Origin of the sequence: Eubacterium sp. Marseille-QA0814 (assembly GCF_965119675.1) — a bacterium.
Taxonomy (GTDB): domain Bacteria; phylum Bacillota; class Clostridia; order Lachnospirales; family Lachnospiraceae; genus Eubacterium_G.
In genome coordinates, this window is sequence record NZ_CBCPMG010000001.1 from 2361972 (window position 1) to 2385997 (window position 24026).

Annotated in this window: 22 protein-coding genes and 1 riboswitch; all 22 genes read left to right on the plus strand. The window is 32.5% G+C overall.

The window, feature by feature from the left end; translation table 11 throughout:
* Nucleotides 1-13: 13 nt before the first annotated feature.
* The gene (locus ACQY63_RS10890; protein ID WP_022164878.1) at nucleotides 14-1492 is read left to right on the plus strand and encodes a right-handed parallel beta-helix repeat-containing protein; all 1479 of its coding nucleotides are present in this window, start codon (nucleotides 14-16) and stop codon (nucleotides 1490-1492) included.
* 521 nt (nucleotides 1493-2013) lie between these two features.
* A complete protein-coding gene (locus tag ACQY63_RS10895) occupies nucleotides 2014-2967 on the plus strand; it encodes a leucine-rich repeat protein (RefSeq protein ID WP_428245227.1) in 954 nt (317 codons plus the stop codon).
* 14 nt (nucleotides 2968-2981) lie between these two features.
* Nucleotides 2982-4067 (plus strand): leucine-rich repeat domain-containing protein, encoded by a 1086-nt coding sequence (locus tag ACQY63_RS10900; protein ID WP_428245228.1) that lies wholly within the window; start codon nucleotides 2982-2984, stop codon nucleotides 4065-4067.
* A gap of 77 nt (nucleotides 4068-4144) precedes the next feature.
* A riboswitch (FMN riboswitch) is annotated at nucleotides 4145-4259 on the plus strand.
* 445 nt (nucleotides 4260-4704) lie between these two features.
* Nucleotides 4705-5793 carry a bifunctional diaminohydroxyphosphoribosylaminopyrimidine deaminase/5-amino-6-(5-phosphoribosylamino)uracil reductase RibD gene (gene ribD / locus ACQY63_RS10905; RefSeq protein ID WP_022164534.1) on the plus strand — a complete coding sequence of 363 codons (1089 nt, stop codon included), beginning with the start codon at nucleotides 4705-4707 and terminating at the stop codon, nucleotides 5791-5793.
* A 5-nt stretch (nucleotides 5794-5798) separates the two neighbouring features.
* Nucleotides 5799-6503, plus strand: a complete 705-nt coding sequence (gene ribE / locus ACQY63_RS10910) for a riboflavin synthase (RefSeq protein ID WP_022164533.1) — start codon at nucleotides 5799-5801, stop codon at nucleotides 6501-6503.
* 155 nt (nucleotides 6504-6658) lie between these two features.
* Nucleotides 6659-7861 carry a bifunctional 3,4-dihydroxy-2-butanone-4-phosphate synthase/GTP cyclohydrolase II gene (locus ACQY63_RS10915; RefSeq protein WP_022164532.1) on the plus strand — a complete coding sequence of 401 codons (1203 nt, stop codon included), beginning with the start codon at nucleotides 6659-6661 and terminating at the stop codon, nucleotides 7859-7861.
* A 253-nt stretch (nucleotides 7862-8114) separates the two neighbouring features.
* Complete coding sequence (gene ribH, locus ACQY63_RS10920) at nucleotides 8115-8579, plus strand: 6,7-dimethyl-8-ribityllumazine synthase (protein WP_022164913.1); 465 nt, start codon at nucleotides 8115-8117, stop codon at nucleotides 8577-8579.
* 247 nt (nucleotides 8580-8826) lie between these two features.
* Nucleotides 8827-9255 carry an SseB family protein gene (locus ACQY63_RS10925; RefSeq protein ID WP_022164912.1) on the plus strand — a complete coding sequence of 143 codons (429 nt, stop codon included), beginning with the start codon at nucleotides 8827-8829 and terminating at the stop codon, nucleotides 9253-9255.
* Nucleotides 9256-9685: 430 nt separating this feature from the next.
* On the plus strand, nucleotides 9686-10135 hold the full coding sequence (locus ACQY63_RS10930) for a flavodoxin (protein ID WP_022164911.1): 450 nt from the start codon (nucleotides 9686-9688) through the stop codon (nucleotides 10133-10135).
* A gap of 125 nt (nucleotides 10136-10260) precedes the next feature.
* Nucleotides 10261-10614: a phosphohydrolase gene (locus tag ACQY63_RS10935; protein WP_022164910.1), complete on the plus strand. Its 354-nt coding sequence runs from the start codon at nucleotides 10261-10263 to the stop codon at nucleotides 10612-10614.
* Nucleotides 10615-10624: 10 nt separating this feature from the next.
* Nucleotides 10625-11971 (plus strand): MATE family efflux transporter, encoded by a 1347-nt coding sequence (locus ACQY63_RS10940; RefSeq protein ID WP_022164909.1) that lies wholly within the window; start codon nucleotides 10625-10627, stop codon nucleotides 11969-11971.
* 64 nt (nucleotides 11972-12035) lie between these two features.
* Nucleotides 12036-12257 (plus strand): discoidin domain-containing protein, encoded by a 222-nt coding sequence (locus ACQY63_RS10945; RefSeq protein WP_428245285.1) that lies wholly within the window; start codon nucleotides 12036-12038, stop codon nucleotides 12255-12257.
* 250 nt (nucleotides 12258-12507) lie between these two features.
* Entirely contained in the window at nucleotides 12508-12969 is a 462-nt protein-coding gene (locus ACQY63_RS10950) for an Hsp20/alpha crystallin family protein (RefSeq protein WP_022165922.1), read from the plus strand.
* Between the two features lie 283 nt (nucleotides 12970-13252).
* Complete coding sequence (locus ACQY63_RS10955; RefSeq protein ID WP_022165921.1) at nucleotides 13253-13915, plus strand: ATP-binding cassette domain-containing protein; 663 nt, start codon at nucleotides 13253-13255, stop codon at nucleotides 13913-13915.
* Between the two features lie 39 nt (nucleotides 13916-13954).
* Complete coding sequence (locus tag ACQY63_RS10960) at nucleotides 13955-15187, plus strand: ATP-binding cassette domain-containing protein (RefSeq protein ID WP_022165920.1); 1233 nt, start codon at nucleotides 13955-13957, stop codon at nucleotides 15185-15187.
* Between the two features lie 48 nt (nucleotides 15188-15235).
* Complete coding sequence (locus tag ACQY63_RS10965) at nucleotides 15236-18523, plus strand: DEAD/DEAH box helicase (protein ID WP_022165919.1); 3288 nt, start codon at nucleotides 15236-15238, stop codon at nucleotides 18521-18523.
* A gap of 115 nt (nucleotides 18524-18638) precedes the next feature.
* On the plus strand, nucleotides 18639-18896 hold the full coding sequence (locus ACQY63_RS10970; RefSeq protein WP_022165918.1) for a nucleotidyltransferase family protein: 258 nt from the start codon (nucleotides 18639-18641) through the stop codon (nucleotides 18894-18896).
* The gene (locus ACQY63_RS10975) at nucleotides 18889-19497 is read left to right on the plus strand and encodes a class I SAM-dependent methyltransferase (RefSeq protein WP_022165917.1); all 609 of its coding nucleotides are present in this window, start codon (nucleotides 18889-18891) and stop codon (nucleotides 19495-19497) included. The genes ACQY63_RS10970 and ACQY63_RS10975 overlap by 8 nt, the downstream gene beginning before the upstream one ends.
* Nucleotides 19467-21956, plus strand: coding sequence for a DEAD/DEAH box helicase family protein (locus tag ACQY63_RS10980; protein WP_428245229.1), 2490 nt, complete (start codon nucleotides 19467-19469; stop codon nucleotides 21954-21956). Before ACQY63_RS10975 ends, ACQY63_RS10980 begins: the two co-directional genes overlap by 31 nt.
* Nucleotides 21957-22173: 217 nt before the next feature.
* Nucleotides 22174-22773 carry a bifunctional phosphoserine phosphatase/homoserine phosphotransferase ThrH gene (gene thrH, locus ACQY63_RS10985; RefSeq protein WP_428245230.1) on the plus strand — a complete coding sequence of 200 codons (600 nt, stop codon included), beginning with the start codon at nucleotides 22174-22176 and terminating at the stop codon, nucleotides 22771-22773.
* Between the two features lie 571 nt (nucleotides 22774-23344).
* On the plus strand, nucleotides 23345-23677 hold the full coding sequence (locus ACQY63_RS10990) for a phospho-beta-glycosidase (RefSeq protein ID WP_022165914.1): 333 nt from the start codon (nucleotides 23345-23347) through the stop codon (nucleotides 23675-23677).
* A 171-nt stretch (nucleotides 23678-23848) separates the two neighbouring features.
* The gene (locus ACQY63_RS10995; RefSeq protein ID WP_428245231.1) at nucleotides 23849-23983 is read left to right on the plus strand and encodes a hypothetical protein; all 135 of its coding nucleotides are present in this window, start codon (nucleotides 23849-23851) and stop codon (nucleotides 23981-23983) included.
* The last annotated feature ends 43 nt before the right edge of the window (nucleotides 23984-24026 follow it).

Genomic DNA, 24026 nt, shown 5'->3' on the forward strand with positions numbered 1-24026 from the left:
GAGGAGAAAAACTATGGAAATAAATGTTAAGGATTATGGAGCATTAGGAAACGGAATAGATTACACTAAAGAAATTCAGAAAGCGCTCAATGAAGGTGGAAATATTTATATACCAAAAGGAGAATATCTTATAAGTAGTCCATTAGTAATTTATAAAAACACACATATAAGAATGGATGAAGATACTATATTACAAAGAAGTGGGAGTGTAACAATTAATCAACAGGCAACTAGTCCTGAACTTTACACATCTGGACCATATGCAATTTTTACAAATGGCGAGAAAACAGATGTATATTATGATTATAATGGAAATGGTAATATTTCAATTAGTGGTGGAGTAATAGATTGCAATGGTGAAAATGAAGATACCCCAAGCAATGGCATATGTTTTGCACACGCAAAGAATATACATATTAGTAATATTACAATAAAAAATGTTAGGTCAGGACATCATATTGAAATTAATTCGTGTTCATTAGTTACAATTGTAAATTGCAAATTTCATAATCACCATAACATTATTGTCGATTCAAATAAACGAAGCCACAGTGAAGCGATTCAAATTGATTTAGCTAAAAATATACAGGTGTTTCCATTATTTGGAGGATGGGATAATAAACCATGTACATTCGTTAATGTAAGGGAGTGCTATTTTGCTGAAACAGGTGATGGTGTGGGAAGTCATGCGTGTACAGTTAATTCACAACATCAATCAATTCAAATAGAGGATAACTTCTTCTATAATATAAAGTATAGTGCTATAAAACCATTTAATTGGACGAGATGTAATTTTGATAAAAACATAGTATTAAATACTGTTAATGGGAGCGCAATTGAAGCCGAAAATCTTTATGACAGCATAATCTCGAATTGTATTTTGAAGGGAATTAGCGGAAATGGTGTTAAACTAATAAACTCGAATAATATTGAAGTGATTGGAGGAGAAATTAAAGAATGCAAAAGCGCAGGTGTGTCGGTTAATACAGAAAGTGGAAGAATAGCTAATGCAAGTGGAAGTAATGTTAAATTGTCCAATATAAGTATATATAATGGGAGTACTATTGGAATAAATGTAGCTTCAAATAATACTATGGTAATGGGATGCAGTGTTTATAATAATGGTTCACATGGATTGTATGTTCATGATTGTGAAAATTCCATTATTCAAGGTTGCGCTATAAAAGAAAATGCATCCTATGGCATTACATCAACAGTTAACTCTGTTAGTACAATAATAAAAAATTGTATATTTCTAAACAATGGTGGTACAGATGTGCTAATTGGAGGGAGCAGTGCAGGATATGCTCAAAAAAACTATGTTAGCGGAAATACCTTCTGTGATAAAAAAACTTCGGGATATAATATATGGGTTCAAAGTGTATCTAAAAATAATGTTATAGTAAACAATGATATGTGTATGGGAAACTTGACAACTAAGAAAAAAATTGATTCTTCGTCTACATATGTATCTGGCAACATTGAAAAATAAGTTAAATGAATTTCAAAGTTCTGTTTTTTATATCCAATCCATAAGTTAGTCAGCAATGATATAATAGGTATGTATCCTCCTGAGATTGGAGGAAAAAATGCCTGAGAAAAGAAAAAAAGGACAACACTTAACCTGGGAAAACAGGCAGGAGGATACGAAAAGGATAGCCAAATCCAAAGGCATCCAGAAGTTACTCTTGCACTGTGATTTCCAGGAGCCTGGTTAGTATGCTCAAAAATCCATTGATTTAACTTAATTATAGAGTCGACAAAGGAAAAACAACAGCTAAACAATTGAAAAATGAAGAAACCAGAAGTTAGTTTTGCATTCAACTTTTTTTATTTGCTAATGCAATAAATAGTAAAAATCCTACGTTTAAAAGTATATAGATAAAATAATGTGAAAACTCTTGCGCCGTTAGTATGAAGTAATTAAAACAATGTAGAACAATTTAAGCGAAGAAAAGATTACTTACATATTTAGCAAGTAATCTTTTCTTTTTTTTCAAAGGAGGTTTTTTTATGAAACAAAAACTATGTAAAGTAACAATGATATTTAGTATATTGGTAACAACAATATTATTTGGGATTAGTGTTAGTGCAAATGATAATATTACTAATATTGAAGATGTAAAAGGACATGGAACATCATACGATAAGATTTATATTGATGAAAATTATCGTGGTGATGCAGTGTACAACACAAAATACCAATATGTAGATTGTAAAAAAGAGTTTGTAGTGGCAGAAGGAAATTCAAAATATAAGGCTATAGACGGGGCGCTTTATTCAAAAGATGGAAAGATTTTATATTATTTTCCAAGAAGTAAATCACAGTCATACAAGTTAATTACAAGTGCTGAAGTTATAGAAAATAAGGCTTTTTATAATTGTACATCATTGAAAAAGATTGATTTAAATAAAGCAAAAAAAATAAATTCTAATGGAATTTCACAATGCAAAAATCTAAAAGAGATTGTGTCAAATAATATTAGCAGAATTGAAGAACAGGGTATAAATAATACCGCAATAAAGCAAATAAAGTTAAATCAGAAGGCAAAGCTGGATATACGTGCTGTAGACAGCAATATTTTAATAAAAACTAATAAAAAATTTAAAGAAATAAAGCCATATGTATATAGCTGTAATAGATGGTATAAGATTTCAAAAGCAAAAGGATATGATGTTAAGAGCGTAATATATAGTGGATTTAAACCAAAAGACAAGAAAATTGTAAGGGCAAAAACATCAAAAAATGTCTATGACAAGAAAATAAGAAAAAAAGTTTTAAATAAATTTAGAGAATTAAATTACGACTTTAGATATGACAAAAATTTAAAAATAGACTTTTTTTCGGAGTATAAGCACTATTTTATAAAAACAAAGGTAAGGGCCTATAAATACATAAAGAATAAAAAAGTGTATACAAAGTGGAGTGATTATATGGTTTATGATTCATGGCATGATGCAGATTAAAGGAGGAGAAAGTTATGAAAAAATTCTTACTAATATTATTAGCGCTTACTATGTGTTTTCAGGTAAATATTGTAGGTGCCAGCGAGAATGCAGGCGGTGAAGTGAGCATAGATAAAATTCAGCATGGCTCAGATTACAGAGTAATAACAATAGACAAAAATTATACCGGAAGTATAGATGAAATTTGGCATTGGACAATGAATAGCGTTGAAAGTGTAAATGTTGATAAAGACAATCCTAAGTATATGTCAGAAGATGGAATTTTATTTTCAAAAGACAAAAAGACTATACTTTATTATCCAAGACAAAAGAATATTGGTGGTAGCTATACCATCCCTGAAACAGTTGAGAAAATAGCGGAACATGCATTTAATAATGCACAGTTGAAAACTATCAAAATGGAAGATAACATTACTTCAATAGGTACTTATGCATTTGCCGGTTGCGGAGTCGTAGATATAACGGTTCCTAAGAAAGTAAAAGTGATAGCAGAACATGTATTTGCAGGAAGTTACATAAAGAATATCGACTTAAATAATGTAAACAAAATAAAAGACTATGCATTTTCAGAATGTAATTATCTAACAAAAATCAATTTGAAAAATGTTAAAGATGTTGGAAAAGAGGCTTTTGCAAACTGCAACAAACTTAAGACAGTTAAAGGTCCTAAAGTAAAAAACATTGGAAAAAATGCTTTCTACACAGCCAAAGTAAAGAAAATTTATTTGCCAAATTCAGTGAAAATGGCTGAAAGAGCATTGAATACTGTTACAAAAATAAGCTATACTAAATCTTTTAAAAAGATAAAGCCTTATATGTTATATCCATTTACTTGGAATGATGTTGACACAGCTAAAGGTTACCAGATAAAAATAACTATTAGTAGTAAAAAGAATAAAAAAATCAAAAAGACTTTTGTGGAGAAAACTAAAAAAAGTTACATTCCAAGTTACGGTAAACTTGACAGAAAAATGGGCAAGTTTGTAAGCAAAAATAAAATTGCACCTAAAGACGTAAAAAGCACATTCCAATATAGGGCGTATAGAAAAAAAGGTGGTAAGACATTGTACACAAAATGGAGCAATGTTGTGAAATTATAAAGAGAGTGTATTAATAACTAATAATATAAAGTTGACATTTAGTTTTAGGTAGAGTATAGTTTTAAACGAAAACAAAATAAACTCTTCAGGGCAGGGTGAAATTCCCTACCGGTGGTAAAGCCCACGAGCCGCAAGGCATGATTCGGTGAAACTCCGAAGCCGACAGTAAAGTCTGGATGAAAGAAGATATGGAATAAATTTAAAATTTATATTGATAATTAGAAGCTCTGGAAATGTATTTCCAGAGCTTTTTTATATAATAAGAAATTCCTTCACAATTTCTTATTATATAAAAAACGTTCCACTATGGATGCCCACTGGTGCGAAAGGAAATTAATAATTATCATAGAGTGAATTTGAAATGAAATAATGTTAATAATTACTTCAATAATTTATTGAAATGTTAATCGGTATTAACAGGAATTGATTAGATAACATAGATTGAAAAAAGCCCTGAGCATATGCTCAGGGCTTTTTATGTAATAGAAATTCTTTCAGAATTTCTATTACATAAAAAGCGTTCCACATGGATGCGTATTCGTGGGATAAGAAAATAGTTGCAGACGGGCACGCACTCAGCGCAAAGAATGTCACAAGCGACATTCTTCATTATTTACACAAAATCAGGAGGTGAAAAATGAATTCTGAATATTATATGAGAATGGCACTGGATTTAGCAAAAAAAGGAATGGGTTACACATCGCCTAATCCAATGGTAGGTGCCGTTATTGTGAAAAATGGAAAAGTTATTGGCAAAGGCTACCACCACAAGTATGGTGATTTGCATGGGGAAAGAGATGCTCTTGCAAACGCCACTGATGATGTGACAGGAGCTACCATGTATGTTACATTGGAACCTTGTTGCCACAAAGGGAAACAGCCACCATGTGTGGAGGCAATTATTCAGGCAGGTATAAAGAAAGTTTTTGTAGGTTCAGATGATCCTAATCCATTAGTGGCAGGCAAAGGGATTAAAATTTTACAGGACAATGGAATAGAAGTTGAAACTCATATTTTAAAAGAGGAATGTGACAGCTTAAATAAAGTTTTTTTCCACTATATTCAAACAAAAACGCCTTATGTAATTTTAAAATATGCAATGACCATTGATGGAAAAATTGCTACTTACACTGGCGAGTCTAAGTGGATTACAGGGAAAAAAGCCAGAGAGCATGTACATAATAACAGACATAGATACAGTGGAATTATGGTAGGAGTTGGAACAGTGTTGGCTGATAATCCAATGCTTACCTGCAGAATTCCAGAGGGCGTAAATCCAACAAGGATTATATGTGACACAAATCTAAGGACTCCCATTGAGTCAAATATTGTACAGTCAGCAAAAGACATACCAACCATAATTGCAACAGGAAAGGTTGAAGAAGAAAAGGTAAAAACTTATGAAAAACTAGGATGCAAAATTCTTCAGCTACCTGATGAAAAAGGCAAGGTAAATTTGGAAAGCCTGATGAAAAAATTAGGAGAGATGAATATTGACAGTGTCATTGTTGAAGGTGGTGGAACTCTTAACTGGTCAATGGTAGCTAAGGGACTTGTTAATAAAACAGAGATTTACATTGCACCTAAAATTTTTGGTGGGAAAGATGCCAAGACACCGGTTGAAGGACAGGGATTTAAGTTGCCAGCCGAAAGTTTAAATCTTGAAAAAAGTAAGGTCAGCATTCTTGGTGAAGATATTTTAATTGAAAGTTACATAAAGGGGTGAGGCTAATGTTTACAGGAATTATAGAAGAAATGGGGACTGTTAAAAGCATAAGAAAATCTGCCAACTCAGCAATATTAACTATTGGTGCTACAAAAGTTTTAGAAGAAACAAAAATTGGTGACAGCATTGCGGTAAATGGAATTTGCTTAACAGTAACTGAAATAGAAAGTCAGTTTTTCAAAGCTGATGTAATGCATGAAACTTTGAAACGTTCATCTTTAAATAATCTGAAAACCGGCAGTAGGGTAAATTTGGAAAGAGCAATGGCTGCTAATGGACGATTTGGTGGTCACATAGTTTCAGGTCATGTGGATGGTGTAGGCACAATCGCAAAAATAGAAAAAGACGATAATGCAATTTGGTACACCATTAAGACAGCCCCTACAATACTTAAATATATCGTAGAAAAAGGTTCCATAACAATAGACGGAATCAGCCTTACTGTTGCAAAAGTGAGTAATGAGAATTTTGCAATCTCAGCAATTCCACATACAGTTCAGGTAACGATTTTAAAAGATAAAAAAGTTGGTGATGTTGTTAATTTGGAAAATGACATTATTGGAAAATATGTGGAACGGTTCCTTAGCTTTGGCGGAGATGTGGTTGATGGTCATAATCAATCATTAAAAAATAATGAGTCATCAGACAATAAGCAAACAAAAAGCCATTCAGGAATAACAATGGAGTTTTTAAGTAAGCATGGTTTTTGACGGAATGTTTAATCAAAGTAAGCAATAAAAAACGTTCTACTATTGATGTGCATTCGTGCAGAAAGAAAACAGTTGCTAGAGCAATATGAGATTAACATACAAAGTATCATAAGTGAAATCTATTAACAGTTTTTCAGTAGAAAGAGAGGTAGAAAATGTATCAGTTTAATACAGTAGAAGAAGCTTTAGAAGAATTAAGAAATGGAAAAATTATTTTAGTAACAGATGATCCTGACAGAGAAAATGAGGGAGATTTTATTTGTGCAGCAGAGTTTGCCACAACTAAAAATATTAATTTTATGGCAACTTACGGAAAGGGACTTATTTGTATGCCAATGTCAAAGGAGTATGTGGAAAAACTTAGAATTCCTCAAATGGTTACAAATAATACAGACAATCATGAAACAGCTTTTACAGTTTCAATTGATGGGGTAGATACAACAACAGGAATTTCAGCAGCAGAACGTTCAATGACAGCTATGAAGTGTGTTGACGAAAAAGCAAAACCGGAAGATTTCAGAAGACCAGGTCATATGTTTCCCCTTTTGGCAAAAGACAATGGTGTGTTAGAAAGAAACGGCCACACAGAAGCCACAGTTGATTTATGCAGATTAGCAGGTTTAAAGGAATGTGGTCTTTGCTGTGAAATCATGGGTGAAGACGGTACCATGATGAGAACTAAAGAATTAGTTCAGTTGGCTAAGGATATGAATATCAAAATGATTAGCATTAAAGATTTACAGCACTACAGAAAAGTACACGAAAAATTAGTGGATAGAGTGACAGTTACAAAAATGCCAACAAAGTATGGTGAGTTTACAGCATACGGATATGTAAATAAATTAAATGGCGAACATCACATTGCATTAGTAAAAGGTGATATTGGAGATGGTAAAGACGTTCTTTGCAGAGTTCATTCAGAATGTCTTACAGGTGATACTTTTGGTTCACTTAGATGTGACTGTGGACAGCAGTTTGCTGCCGCAATGACTCAAATCGAAAAAGAAGGCAGAGGAATTTTACTTTATATGCGACAGGAAGGTAGAGGCATTGGCTTGATAAATAAATTAAAAGCATACGAACTTCAGGAAAAAGGTATGGATACTTTGGAAGCAAATTTAGCACTAGGATTCAAAGGAGATGAGCGAGAATACTATATCGGCGCTCAGATATTAAGAGATTTAGGTGTAAAAGATTTAAACCTTTTAACAAACAATCCGGACAAAGTATACCAACTAGAAGAATTTGGAATGGAAATATCAAAACGAGTTCCAATTCAAATGGACGCAACAGAATATGACTTATATTATTTAAAAACAAAACAATTTAAAATGGGACATATTCTCCAATACAAATAATAAAAGAGAAGATTAATAAATAATCAAAGACAAAAATAAATAAGTAAAAACAACAACTAAAAATATTCTCTGCACAGCTAAAGACTTTATAAGAAAGTGCTGTGGAGCCGTCGGTCCATAAAGGCAGCGTAGTCGGCTTTATAGGACCGCTACGAGCGGAACGCAGCGGGAGCGTGCTTTCGATAAAGTATTTAGTTGGGCAGAGAATAGGGGATAGTGTTGATATATTAAGATATGAAAGGTAGGAAAGAAAATGAATATTTTAGAAGGAAAAGTAGTAGCAGAAGGCATGAAAGTTGGAATTGTAGTGGCAAGATTTAATGAGTTCATTACATCAAAATTGCTTAGTGGAGCAATTGACGGTTTGGTAAGACATGATGTAAACGAAGATGATGTAGACGTTGCATGGGTGCCAGGTGCTTTTGAAATTCCACTTGTGGCATCAAAAATGGCAAAAAGCAGAAAATATGATGCTGTAATTTGTTTAGGAGCTGTTATTAGAGGAAGCACAAGTCACTATGATTATGTTTGCAATGAAGTATCAAAAGGTATTGCAGCAGTTTCAATGGAAAATGACATACCTGTAATGTTTGGTGTAATTACTACAGAAAATATTGAACAGGCAATTGAACGTTCAGGAAGCAAGGCTGGAAACAAAGGATACGAGTGTGCACTTGGCGCTATTGAAATGGTAAATCTAATTAGAAAAATAAAATAATATTAATTTACAAATTTAAAAAAATGCATAAAATAATTACAACCTAAATGCAAAATAGTGAGATTTTCTGCTGAAAAAAACATCTGTTGGTGGTATACTAATCATAATAAAAAAAGTATGATTTAAATTTAAACCAGGATTTAATTTTAAACAATAATGTTGCAAAAATATTGGATTTTATCGGATTCCAATTTAAATAGCAAAGGTAAATTTCGGAAGAAATGAAAGTACAAAGGGGTGAAATTTTATGCACAGGGACAATGAAAAAATCGATGCAGGTTTAAAAGAAAACTATAGAATCGAGGAAGCTATTGAGGCACTACAAAAAGAAAGCAGCTATGAAATGTTGGCACATACTCTTACGGTTATTCGTAGAACAATGACAAAGAAAGCACAGATGATTATAGCTGTGGAGCCACCAAGGGGAGATAATCAGATAAGATTACAGGTTGTGGAAACTCCTGATGGCAAGAAATGGTGGGCAGCGTTTACAAGTTTTGATGAGGAAATGAAAGGTGGAAATCAGGTAATGTCCACATTCCTTGCAGACATGGATCAATTGTTGAAATCATCTTTAAGTGCAAATGATATTGAAGGTGTAATTTTTAATCCATGGAACAAAACAATAATGCTAAATAAGAAATTAATTAATATTGTATTAGGAAACATTGTGTAAAACAGGACAGGTTGTTGATTTATTATAAATGAAAAGATAACAGAATAGGTTGTTAATCTGTTATAAATGAAAATAAGAAAATAGGTCAGGTTGTTAATTCATAAATGTGAAGAATACAATAGATAAAAAATAAGCAGTCATAAATTACTAAAATGGTATGAATACTTAACCATTATTGTTAGTAGTTTATGGCTGCTTATGGTTTAAAAATATAATTACACTAGCAAACACGCATTTGACCTGTAAGTTAGTAAACTATATTCTTTATAATTTCTTATTCTACATTCTTATGGAAGAATGTTTATTGCATAAAAAATGTTTACAAATAAGATACATAAAAGGCATATCCATATATGCATAATAGGTATTAGACATGGTAAAGAAGCTAGTGTTATATTGTAAATAAAGTTATAAAGAAGGAGTGATACATATGAGTAAAGTATTAGTAACATATTTCAGTGCAAGTGGAGTAACAGCAAAAACAGCTAACAAGTTGGCAAAAGAAGTAGATGGTGATTTGTTCGAAATTGAACCAAAGGAAAAATACACATCAGCAGATTTAAACTGGATGGACAAGAAAAGTCGTAGTTCTGTAGAAATGAATGATCCTGCAAGCAGACCTGAAATTGCAAAGCAGGTTGAAAATATGGACATGTATGATACAGTATTAGTTGGATTTCCAATTTGGTGGTACGTTGAACCAAAGATTATTGACACATTTTTAGATAGTTATGATTTTGCAGGAAAGACAGTAATACCATTTGCTACATCAGGCGGAAGTGGAATCGAAAATGTAGAAAAGAACTTACAGAAAGAATACCCGAACATTAATTGGGGAAAAGGCAAGTTATTAAACGGAAGTGTTAAGGCTTGGTTTTAATTGCCAAAGTTAAAGAATTATTTGTGTAATAGAAATCTCTTGGGATTTCTATTGCATAAATAAAGTTCAACTATGGAATGGTAAAATACAACAATATGGATTAACCAGAAAGGAATGGAGAATTTATGATATTTATTTGGGTTGTGCTTCCAATTATTGCAATTGGAGCAGTAGGATTTTACCTTTTTAGAAAAATCTACAGGGCAGTTGATTTCTTTAAAGGTGAAATGAAAAAGTCTAAAAAGAACATATCAGCAATAGTTGGAACAGCCTTGATTTTGTCAGGTCATACACACGCTGGTCAGATTTTACCAATAGGTTTGATTTCGCCATTGTTCCATATGAATGATTTGAATTATGGCTATGTGAAAGAGAGCAATCTTAATGAGATAGTTACATCCGGAATTGCAGGTTGGGGGTATCCAATAAGAACTGAAAAGCATTCAGAGTATGCGATTATAGATATTAAAAATAAATAAGGAACACATAATGGCAAAGAACATAGATTTAACAAAAGGTAATATTTCAAAAGGCTTGTGGGCGTTTGCAATTCCGTTGATGCTGGGAAATGTAATGCAACAGTTTTACAACTTAGCCGATACATGGGTAGTGGGAAGATTCATTGGCAACACCGCTTTAGCAGCAGTTGGCTCGTCATATACTTTAATGACGTTTCTTACATCCATTATTATTGGGTTATCTTTGGGAAGCAGCACTTTTATTTCAATGGCGTTTGGAAACAAAGATAATAGAATGATTAGAAACGGAATTGTTATATCTTCAGAAATTACCTGTGGTCTGACAATAATACTGATAATAATTTCATACACTTTTTTAGATAAAATTATAAAGGTTTTAAATGTGCCAGATAACACATTTGCTGATATGCGTACATATTTGTTTTATGTATTTATAGGATTTTTTGCAACGTATATTTACAACTATTGTTCCAACCTGTTAAGGGCAGTTGGCAATTCTGTAACACCTTTAATTTTTCTTGGCGTTTCTGTGGTGTTAAATATAATACTCGATTTATATTTTGTAATTGGACTTGGTATGGGAATAATTGGAGCAGCAGTTGCTACGGTAATTTCCCAGTATATTGCAGGGCTTGGAATATTGATATATTACATAATAAAATATCCGGAATACAGAGTCAGAAAAGAAGATTGCAGGTGGAGCAAAAGCAATTTTAAAAATATCCTGTCACTATCAGGTTACACCTGTATTCAGCAGTCGGTGATGAACCTTGGCATACTTATGGTTCAGGGAATAGTTAATGGATTTGGACAAAATGTAATGGCGGCATTTGCGGTGGCGGTGAAAATTGATACCATTGCCTATATGCCCGCACAGGATTTTGGAAATGCCTTTTCTGTTTTCGTAGCCCAAAATTATGGTGCCAATCAAAAGCAGCGAATTAAAGAAGGTGTAAAAAAAGCAGGTATTAGTGTAGTCCTATTTTGCCTGGGAATAAGTGCTTTGGTATTTATATTTGCAAGACCACTTATGTCAATATTTGTAAGCAGTAAGAGTGCAGCAGTTATAAGTACGGGAGTGACTTATTTAAGAATAGAAGGTGCCTTTTATGTAGGAATTGGAATTTTATTTATGCTTTACGGTTTTTATAGGGCTATAAATAAGCCATTAATGTCAGTAATTCTTACAATAATTTCTCTTGGAACACGAGTTGTTTTAGCATATTATTTATCAAAAATACCGGTTATAGGAGTAATTGGTATTTGGGTAGCCATACCAATTGGTTGGTTTTTATCGGATTTGACGGGCATATTAGGATACAAATTTATTAATAAAAACACTGAAAAAACCTTATAATGATATGCTCCCTATATAGTAGACAGATTGAATAATTAAAAATCTACTATATAGGGAGCATATCATAAAATGGGCGTTCCAGTGCTTTTTTTATGCCTATAACGCAAAGGATTATGGGGCAGAGGGAAGTGGAAATAATGATTCAAGATGGTCATCAAATTTTGCAGATGATGCATGGCTTATAATTGACCTTGAAAAAACATATATGATTAACAAGGTTGTAATTAACTGGGAAGCTGCATACGGAAAGGCGTATGACATTTTAGTGTCAGTTTACGGAAAATAGACTCACAGGCTGAAAGCACAAATTGGAAAGTTCACAAAAAATTCACAAAAAATTCACAAAAAATTAGCACTCACCTCTTGACAGTGCTAACAAAAAGGACTATAACATAGTTGTACAAAGAAAAAGGTACAAAGATAAATACAAAAAGGCTAAAAGGTCTCAACGTGATGGCGCACAACAAATTAGTCGCTACGCCGTAGCGCATGACAAATTAAGTTTTAGTTATGTAATATGGAAGGAGAGATGACTTATGATGATGCCTAGTATTTTTGGAGAAAACTTATTTGATGACTTTATGGATGATTTTTCAAGAGGCTTTGATTTCCCAGAGTTCCCAGATGTTGACAAGAAATTGTATGGTAAACATGCTAAGAATTTAATGAAGACTGATGTTAAGGACACAGAGAATGGCTATGAAGTTTCTATGGATCTTCCAGGATTCAAAAAAGACGAAATAAAGATGAAACTTGAAAATGGTGTATTAACAATTAATGCAGCTAAAGGATTAGACAAGGACGAGAAAGATAAGAAGGGTAAATATGTAAGACGTGAACGTTATGCAGGTAGCCTAACAAGAAGTTTCTATGTTGGTGATCATGTAACTGTTCAGGATGTTCATCCTAAATATGAAAACGGAATTTTGTCTTTCACAGTTCCAAAAGAAAACAAACAGGTTGAAGAAAAAGAAAAATTTATAGAAATTGAAGGATAAATAAATTATTCATATGGTTGTTTAGAGAATAAGCAATAAATGAAAAAACCTAGGACTACAGTAATGTGTCCTAGGTTTTTTTGTGCTCCGTATGTTTGTGGACAACATACAGGGCACCTGAAGAATTTGTCAAAAATCATACAACTGTCTAAATATTTCCCAGCATAAAATTAAGCTAAAACGGTTCTGTTTATTGTTACGGTTTTCTACATATGTGTTATACTAATAGCAAAAAAGTTTAACGAATTATAGACAACAAAAATTTTATGGAAAGAGGCATTAAGTGAATATTTTATCATTAGAAAACATTACACATTCATATACAGAAAGGAAATTATTTGATGACGCAAGCTTTTACCTTCATGAAGGCGAAAAAGTCGGAATCATTGGCATAAATGGGACAGGAAAATCAACACTGCTAAAAATTATGGCAGGCTTAGAAGTACCTGACAGTGGAAATGTCATAAAGGCATCTAATTTGATGATACATTATCTGCCACAGAACCCGAAGTTTAATGAAGACGACACAGTAATTGAAAGTGTGCAGAATATGGTACATCATCATGCAAACGAAGACGAGTTAGTTAAGGCGAAAGCCATGATGACAAGACTTGGTATAAATAATTTTGAACAGAAAACAGGTGAATTGTCCGGTGGTCAAAGAAAAAGACTTGCTTTAGTTTCTGTGCTTATTACACCTTGTGATATTTTGATTTTAGATGAGCCTACAAACCATTTAGACAGTGAAATGGCAGAATGGTTGGAGAATCAGTTGCGCGCATTTAAAGGGGCCTTAGTTATGGTAACTCATGACAGATATTTTTTAGATAGTGTTACTAATAGAATTATCGAGTTAGACAAAGGAAAAATTTACAGTTATAACGAAAAGTATTCTGGATTTTTACAGCGTAAGGCAGAAAGAGAAGACAGTCAGAAGGCAAGTTAACGCAAAAGACAAAGTATTCTCCGCAAGGAGATTCAGTGGATGCAGCGTGGCGCAAGAGCAAGATCAACAAAACAAAAAGCTCATATACAGCGCTATGAAAATCTTAAGAATCAAAAAGGAATAGTTGAAGATGATAAAATTGAATTAAGCAGTATTAAGTCAAGAATGGGAAAAACTACAATTGAGCTTGATAAAATCTCAAAGGCTTATGGTGCGAATACGGTTTTAATTAAGGATTTTACTTACAACTTCTTAAAAGGTGACAGAGTTGGCTTCGTAGGAAAAAATGGTTGTGGTAAAACAACTTTAATGAAAATTATAGATGGTAGAATTAAACCTGACAGTGGAACTGTAACAATTGGACAGACTATCAAAATCGGCTACTATACACAGGAAATTGAGACAGACCAACAAGGTGGAATTGCTTACATGGATCCACAGGAAAAAGTTATTGATTACATAAAAAATACAGCGGAATTTGTTCGTACAGAGGATGGGTTGGTTTCTGCATCAGCAATGCTTGAAAGATTTTTATTTCCATCTTCCCAGCAGTATAGCAAAATAGAAAAACTTTCAGGTGGTGAAAGACGTAGACTTAATCTTTTAAGAGTGCTTATGGAAGCACCAAATGTTTTGATTTTAGATGAGCCTACAAATGATTTGGATATTGAAACAATGACAATTTTAGAAGACTACTTGGATAGTTTTGATGGCATTGTAATTACAGTAAGCCACGACAGATATTTCCTTGATCGAATAGTAAGAAGGATTTTTGCTTTTGAAGGTAATGGAGTGATTAGTCAGTATGAAGGTGGATATACAGACTATATTAATAAGAAGAAACAGCAGGAGGTTGCGGGAAATGCCGGAACTTTAAGAGAAAAAAATACTGGAAAATCAGGTAGTGGTTCAGGTGCCGTGCAATCTGCAAATATAGGTAATGCAAAGAGCACAGGAAGTATTAAGGGGAATGGAAAACAAAATACAGGAGAAGCATCGAATAGTCAAAAAAAAGATGACTATAAACACAGAAATAAAAAATTAAAATTTTCATATAACGAACAAAGAGAATATGAAACCATAGAAGATGATATTGCTAACCTTGAAGAAAAGCTGGAAAGACTGGATAAAGAGATGAATGAAAATGCAACTAATTCTGTTAAGTTAAAAGAATTAATGGAAGCTAAAGAAGAAACGGAAAATCTTTTAATGGAGAAAATGGACAGATGGGAATATTTGGAGGACTTGGCGAAAAGGATTGGGGAGCAGTAGAGTCTGCTAAAGACGAGTTCAGAACATTGATGTGAACAGGAGAAATAGATGATAGATGTAAAATCAATTAAAGCGTGTACAAATAGTCGATTTTATGAGAGAGGCAAAGATTTATATTATAGAGGAAAAGTCTTAAATATTGATGTTCAGGAAGACGGCGATTGGATTATTATACATGCTGATGTTAAAGGTAGTGGACATAATATATATGACATAGAATTAGAAGTAGATGCTGAGGATGGAGATATTATGGCATCAGATTGTTCATGTCCTGCTGCAGAAAGTTATTATGCTATGTGCAAGCATTGTGTAGCAGTAGCTTTTGAATATAACAATCAATGTGAAAATCAGATACAGAAATTTACATCAAAGGAAGAAGCATTGTATAAGTTACAAAATATGCAGGGAATTACTAAAGGAATAAAAGTTGCAACTAATCCATTACTTAAAAATATTTTAGACCAATACACAAATGAGAAAATGCTACCAATTCTAAATGGGGATTTGTATGGAAAAATAGAGTTAGAACCATTTCTTTCAATTGAAGGGTACAGACGAATGTCTGTTGAATTTAAAATTGGAACAGATAAAAAGTATGTTTTAAAAGATTTAATTGAATTTGTCAAAAACATAAAAGAAAAAGAAAATCATTCCTATGGAAAAAATTTGGAATTTGTTCATATAATGGAGGCGTTTTCGCCTGACTCAAGAAAGATGGTAAAGTTCATTGAGGATTGGGTTGCCAGAAACAAAAATACATATTCTATATTTGGATTTTATGGAAATACTTATCAAAAGGTCAGACATATTCCATTAGACGAGAACAGTCTTGAAGAGTTTCTTATGGCAACTGAATATAAAGAATTCGCATTAGATGTAGATGGTGCCAAAACAACGTATAAAGTGGCAAAAGAGAGCTTTAATGAAAATGCCAGCTTTGATTTAAAAATACAAGGTGATGATAGCGGTGCAAATATAAAAATTCAGCAATTGTTTGCATATAAAGGTAACAATAAATATATGATATTTAAAGAAAATTGTGTTTACATGGAACCTTTAGAAAATTGGAAACTTTTAGATGAATTAATGATTTGTGCAGATGAATATGCAGGCGATATTTATGTAAGCAAAGAAGATTTACCTTCTTTCTGCAATATCCTGTTACCTAAAATAAAAGGATGTTGCAATGTGGAATTAGTAGATTTTGATGAGAGTAAATACGTTGTAACAAAACCTGAATTAAAAACATATTTGGATATGCCACAGGAAGACATGATTACATTTAAAGCACAGGCAATTTATGGTGAGAATGAATATTCTGTATTTGATCAGGAAAATGTGGCACTTAGAGACTTACAAACAGAGAAAATAGTATCAGATATTATCAAAACTGTAAGCAATGCTTATGATAATGAAAATAAATTAATGGTTTTAGATAATGATGAGGAAAAATTATATTTACTGCTAACAAAAGGGATTGAGAGATTGCAACAGGTCGGCGAGGTTTTCGTATCTGATGCAATAAAGAAATTACAGGTAGTTCGGTCGGCAAAAACTACTGTAGGAATTTCTCTTTCAGGAGATTTGCTGGAATTAAATATTACATCAGATGAAATGTCAATGGATGAACTTGTAGATTTGATTTGCAGATATGACAGAAAGAAAAAGTATTACAAATTAAAAAACGGAAACATATTCTATGCAGATAGTGAGCAGTTGGACAGACTTTCTATCATAAAAGATAATTTACAACTAACTGACAGGGAAATGAAAAAAGGAACAGTTAAGGTGCCAAAATTCAGGGCGTTATATTTAGATGAGCAGGTTAAGGACGAAGAATTTCTTAAAACAAATAAAAGTACTGATTTTAAAAAGTTAGTTGATAATATAAAAAGTGTAGAAGAATATGATTTTGAAATACCACAAAGTCTTAACGGTATTTTGAGAAACTATCAAAAGGAAGGCTTTAGATGGATAAAAGCTTTGCATGAAAATGGTTTTGGAGGAATATTGGCAGATGATATGGGATTGGGAAAGTCCCTTCAGGTAATCTGTTTTATTTTGTCTGAAATGGAAAAGGCAAAAAAGTCTGAAAATAAACGAACATTAATAGTTTGTCCCGCATCCCTTGTTTACAATTGGAAAAGTGAATTCGAAAAATTTGCTCCTAATTTAATTGTTAAAACGGTATCCGGAAATGTGGATGAAAGACATGAAATGATTATGGAATCAGGCAAAAAAGATATTCTTGTTACTTCATATGATTTGCTAAAAAGAGACATTGAAGTTTATGGATATATGGAATTCTTTGCTGAGATAATTGATGAAGCACAATATATAAAAAACAGTACAACACAGGCAGCTAAGGCAGTAAAACTTATTAATGCAACATTCAGACTTGCACTTACAGGAACACCGGTTGAAAACAGACTTAGTGAATTGTGGAGTGAGTTTGATTTTTTAATGCCCGGCTTTTTGTTTAATTATAAAAGATATAAAGAACAGATTGAACAGCCTATTGTAAGGGATAACGACCAGGAAACAATGGTAAGGTTACAGAAAATGATAAGTCCTTTTATACTTCGAAGATTAAAGAAAGATGTACTAAAAGATTTGCCGGACAAGGTAGAAGAAAATATGTATGTGAAATTAGAAGGCGAACAGCAAAAACTTTATGATGCTCATGTTAAACGTATGAAATTAATGCTTGAGAAAACTGATGATGTAGAATTTAATACAAGCAAAATACAAATCCTTGCTGAATTAACAAAACTGCGTCAGCTATGTTGTGACCCGGCAATTTTATTTGATAAGTACAAAGGGGAATCGGCAAAAGCAGATATGTGTATTGAATTAATAAAAAATGCAACAGAGAATGGTCATAAGATTTTGTTGTTTTCCCAGTTTACATCAATGCTTGAAAATCTGCAGAAGAGAATGATTAAGGAAGGCATTAGCTTTTACACATTAACAGGCTCTACTGACAAAAGGGAAAGAGCTAAAATGGTTGAACAGTTTAATTGTGATGAAACGTCAGTATTTTGTATTTCACTTAAGGCAGGTGGAACAGGACTTAATCTTACATCAGCAGATATTGTTATACATTATGACCCATGGTGGAATGTGGCTGTTCAGAATCAGGCAACAGATAGGGCGCATCGTATTGGTCAAAAGAATGTTGTGAACGTTTATAAACTTATAACAAAAGGAACAATAGAAGAAAAGATTGTTAATTTGCAGGAACGAAAACAGGAATTGGCTGATAAGGTACTTGGTGGAGAAAGAATAGGAAGTGCAAGTTTTAATAAGGAAGAATTGCTGGAACTTTTGGGATAAGATAAAGCGGGAAAATAAGAATGAATTACATTTGTATAACTGATAAAGTGCAATTTTTACACCCTATGATTGATAAAGTGCAAATTTTGCACTAATGTTAAGACAGAGGTGCAAAATGAATAAATTAAAAGAATTAAGAGATGTTAATTTCTGCTATCTATTTGGCTCTTATGCAAAAGCAAAAGCAAAACCAACTAGCGATGTGGATTTGTTAATTTCTGCAAATGTTAAGGGATTAAAGTTTTATGGGTTGGTTGAGGAAATACATTTAAAATTGAATAAGAAAGTTGATGTTTTGGACATTAATCAATTAAATGATAATATAGAATTAACAGAGGAAATACTAAAGGATGGAATAAAAATATATGGATAATATGAAAAACGATGTATCAGAAACTATAGAGTTTTATAATAAAAATGCGAGAGAGTTCGTAAAAGGAACAGTTAGTGTAGACTTTAAGGAAACCCAGGATAAGTTTTTGAATTTACTTAACAAGGGAGACTATATTCTGGATTTCGGTTGTGGCTCAGGAAGGGATACAAAATATTTTGCCAAACAGGGAATGAAGGTTGAAGGAATAGATGGTTCATTAGAGTTATGCAAAATAGCAAGCGATTATACAGGAATGAAAATTAAGAACATGTTCTTTAAGGATTTAAATGAAGAGAATAAGTATGATGGTATTTGGGCATGTTCATCTATTCTTCATTTATCAAAAAATGAATTAAAATTAGTTTTTCAAAAAATGTCAAAAGCTTTAAAGAACAATGGAATTATATATACTTCATTTAAATACGGTGATTTTGAAGGTGTAAGAAATGGAAGATTTTTTGTAGATTTTACTGTAAAGGAATTTAGAAAATTTATTAAAGATATTGAAGAGTTACAAATAGAAGAATGTTGGATAACTAATGATGTACGAAAAGGAAGGGATGGAGAAAAATGGTTGAACATAATCTTGCGAAAGATTTAATAAATCACGATATTCATAATTATTCTACAGATGTAATGACAGGTGATAGAAACAAGAGAATGTATTTGTATAATCAGCTGGCATTAAGTATAGAAAAAGCAGAAACTGTGGATATTATAGTATCCTTTCTGATGGAGTCAGGGGTGAAAATGCTTTTAAAAGACTTAGAAAAGGCTTTGGAACGAGGGGCTAAAATCAGAATCTTAACAGGTAACTATCTTGGAATTACTCAGCCATCAGCATTATATCTTATAAAGAAAAAATTAGGAAATCAAGTGGACTTAAGATTCTATAATGAAAAGAATCGTTCATTTCATCCTAAATCATATATTTTTCATTACAAAGAACATAGCGAAATTTATATTGGTTCATCAAATATATCTAAAAGTGCACTAACCTCAGGAATTGAATGGAATTACAGATTTAGTAGCAAAAAAGATGAGAAGAATTATTTAAAATTTTTTCATACTTTCGAAGATTTATTTAACAATCATTCAATTATAGTTGATGATGAAGAATTACATAGATATTCTAAAAATTGGCACAGACCGGCAGTATCAAAGGATTTAGAAAAATATGAAATTATGGAGGAGCCGGCTGACACCAATGTAAGAGTTATGTATGAACCAAGAGGGGCGCAAATAGAGGCATTGTGTGCGTTAGAAGATACAAGAACTGAAGGGGCAACAAAAGCATTAGTTGTAGCTGCAACCGGTGTGGGAAAGACTTATCTTGCAGCATTTGATTCTAAAAAATTCAAGCGGGTTCTTTTTGTGGCACATAGAGAAGAAATTCTAAAACAGGCAGCAGTTTCGTTTAAAAATGTAAGAAAGTCGGAAGATTATGGATTCTTTAGTGGAAAGGAAAAATGCACAGATAAGTCTGTTATATTTGCATCTGTTGCAAGTTTAGGAAAGCAAAGTTACCTAAATGAAAAATATTTCAAACCAAATTATTTTGATTATATAGTAGTTGATGAATTTCATCATTCAGTAAATAACCAGTATCTTCGTATTGTAGAATATTTCAGACCTAAATTTTTGTTGGGACTTACAGCTACGCCTGAAAGAATGGATGGTAAAAATATATATGAAATTTGTGATTATAATGTTCCATATGAAATTTCATTACAAGAGGCTATAAACAAGGGGATACTTGTACCATTTCATTATTACGGAATCTATGATGATACAGATTATTCAAAGATACATATTGTACGTGGAAAATATGATGAGAAAGAATTAAACGAAACATATATTGGAAATGTACATCGTCATGATTTAATTTATAAATATTATTGCAAGTATGGTTCAAAAAGAGCACTGGGGTTTTGTTGCTCAAGACAACATGCAGAGGAAATGGCAGGAGAGTTTTGCAAAAGAGGAATTCCTTCTGTGGCTGTTTATAGCAATGCTGCTGGTGCATACTCAGAAAAAAGAGAAATAGCAATTGAAAAATTATTTAAGGGTGAAATTAAAGTAATCTTTTCAGTTGATATGTTTAATGAAGGTGTGGATATACCTTCAGTTGATATGGTAATGTTTTTACGTCCAACTGAGTCTCCAATTGTATTTTTGCAACAATTAGGGCGTGGACTTAGAAGAAGTCGTGGAAAAGAGTATCTTAATGTATTAGATTTTATCGGAAACTATGAAAAAGCCGGTAGGGTAAGATTTTTACTCACAGAGAAAACAATATCTGAAAATGGACATTATAATCCGGCAGACCGTTCTAATTTACCGGATGATTGCCTGATAGATTTTGATATGAAGTTACTTGATTTATTTGAAGAAATAGATAAAAAGCAAGCAAAGCTTAAAGACAGAATTAAAAATGAATATTTTAGAGTGAAGGGCTTGCTAGGAAAGTCTCCATCAAGAATAGAATTATTTACATATATGGAAGATGATGTGTACCAGTTAGCAATAAAACATTCAAAAGATAATCCTTTTAAAGGATATCTTGAGTATAGGGAAGAATTAGGCGAATTATCTCAGGAAGAAAATGAATTATCTCAGGGAATGGGAAGAGAATTTATTAGTTTTATCGAGAATACTAGCATGACAAAAGTTTACAAAATGCCTGTATTAATGGCATTTGTTAGAAAAGATAAAGTCCTTATGGAAGTTACAGAACAACAACTTTTAGAAAGTTGGAAGGAATTCTTTAGAACAGGGACCAATTGGAAGGATTTGGAAAAGGACCTCTCTTTTGAAAAATATAAAAATATATCAGATAAGGAGCATATTAAAAAAATTATGAAAATGCCTGTTCATTTTTTACAGGAATCAGGCAAAGGCTTTTTTGTAAAAAAGGATGGATTTGCGTTAGCTCTTCGAGATGAAATGATAGATATAGTTACTAATCCAATTTTTGTTAAAGAAGTAAAAGATGCAATAAACTATCGTGCACTTGACTATTACCAAAGAAGATATAGAAAACAGGAAGAAAGTATGTGATAGTGAAAAAGTAAGTGTTATTTACAAAATTGTACAGTATTTTGTAAAAGAAATGTTAGGAAGCTAACGTAAACATTAGTTTATAAAGCAAAATGACAATGGCTTTATATTTTGGACAAAGGATTTGGCATTTTAGACAAAATAATGAAATTATGGTACAATATCTGCGGTACAGCGTGCCTTAAACTTTTTTATAAACAGATAGGAGAAATGAGAAATGAACATTGTATGTTTAGATTTAGAGGGAGTATTAGTACCTGAAATTTGGATTGCATTTGCAGAGGAAACAGGAATAAGTGAACTTAAGAGAACAACAAGAGATGAGCCTGATTACGATAAGCTTATGAATTATAGAATAAATATTTTAAAAGAACATGGATTAGGTCTTAAGGAAATTCAGAAAACAATCGCAAAGATTGATCCAATGCCAGGAGCAAAGAAGTTCTTAGATGAATTAAGAGAAATGACTCAGGTAATTATTATCAGTGATACATTTACACAGTTTGCAGGACCTTTAATGAAAAAGTTAGGTTATCCTACAATTTTCTGTAACTCATTAGAAGTTGCTGATGATGGCGAAATTACAGGATTTAAGATGAGAATAGAAAATTCAAAACTTACAACAGTTAAGGCATTACAGTCAATCGGCTATGATACAATTGCCAGCGGTGACAGCCACAATGACCTTGGCATGATTAAGGCAAGCAAGGCAGGATTCTTATTCAGAAGTACAGACGAAATTAAGAAAGAATATCCTGAACTTCCAGCATTTGAAACATACGATGAATTGATGGATGCAATAAAGAAGGCTTTATAAAAAGTGTGGAGACATTGTTTTAATAAAAATAAAACGTAGTAATATAGCAAAAAGAGTAAATAAGGTATTATAGCTCAAATGCCAATTTGCTGTTACAATAAATGTCTAAAAATAAGTAGAAAAATTACAATATATAAGATAAATAAAAAACTTCAGTTAATATAATATGTCTAAAATAGGACAGAATATTAGCTGAAGTTTTTTATTTAATGTGAAATTATTTGGCGGCAATACATAATCTGCTCGTAGAATATGGCAAGCGACATTCTTTGTTATGTAATGAAAATTCTTTATTCAACATTTACAATAGAAAAGGATGATTAACAACATGTTGTTGACTAGACAACACAGCTGTCCGTACGGCTGTAAAGAAAACTGGAAGAGGTCGCCTTTATATCATAAGTCAGACTACTAATTTGGCAATGAAAGTCTGGGTTGGCTTTCTTGTGCGCTACACAGACATAATTCCAATTTGCAGTAAAGATAAGGACTACATGAAAAAGCAGTTTAACAAAATGATTTGCAAAATGCTTCGTAAAAAAAATGGATTCTAATATACCCGGAACAGGAAATGTGGTTCAACTACCGTAAACCTAGAAATCTAAAACGTGGTGCATACTATTACGCTGCAAAAAACAACGTACCAATTGTACCAATCTTTGTAGAAATTCAGAATTTAGATGAAAAGGAAACAGAAGAATTCTACAAGGTAAAATATGTAGTGCATGTACTGCCACCAATTTATCCTGAACCAGAATTAACAACAAGAGAAAACAGTTTCCGCATGATGGAAAAAGACTACGAACAGAAGAAGCAGGCTTACGAGGAGGCATACGGCAAAAAATTGGATTATGCCTTTGAGGATGGGGACATTGCCGGCTGGGTAGGAAGTGAAACGGAATAATAAAACATATAATATGGTGTTAAAGACAAGTGTGTTTTGGCTAAAATATAAGAGAATTATAGATAGCCGAAGGACGTGTGCAAAATTATATCAGCGCAACATATCTGGATGGTCATGTTGAAAATTTATTTACCCTTCTTGCACCATATGAGACGCTTAGAGGAAGTTGGAATGTTCCCAGTTTTGTACGAGGGAAAGACAGATGAGCATGTATCAAAATTTGAAAATCAGAATAAGGGCTATGAAATCAATTTTGAGCATCTGCATATTGGGGAATGGAGAGAGTTGAGTTATAGTTTAATTTAGTCATATTAGTAATAAATGACTAAATTGAAGCCGGAAAATGACC